General features: G+C 37.5%; 1 protein-coding gene. It reads right to left on the reverse strand.

Annotation, left to right across the window (positions count from 1 at the left end):
- The coding region (locus DS885_RS01575; RefSeq protein ID WP_441344254.1) for a glycerate kinase at positions 1 to 171 on the reverse strand (171 nt) is incomplete at its 3' end.
- Positions 172 to 280 lie beyond the last annotated feature (109 nt).

The raw sequence follows: 280 nt of genomic DNA on the forward strand, positions 1-280 counted from the left end.
TGCATCAACCAATGATTGAACAGTGCCTTCACCACCATCTGCGACGGGCACTAACACGTATTGTGCACCTGGAAAGACTCTTTTAAAGCCGGTTTCAATAGCGATACAAACTTGTTTAGCTGTTAAACTTTCTTTATATGAATCAGGTGCGATAACTATTTTCATGCTCATCCCTCTGCTTAAATGATATACCTGTTATTAACGTTAGCACATTCTCAGCGCTGATCCGATAAAAAGGAAAGTAGATAATACCAATTGTGTTAAATAACTGATCTAAATT

This window comes from Psychromonas sp. B3M02 (genome assembly GCF_003318165.1).
Lineage (GTDB): Bacteria > Pseudomonadota > Gammaproteobacteria > Enterobacterales > Psychromonadaceae > Psychromonas.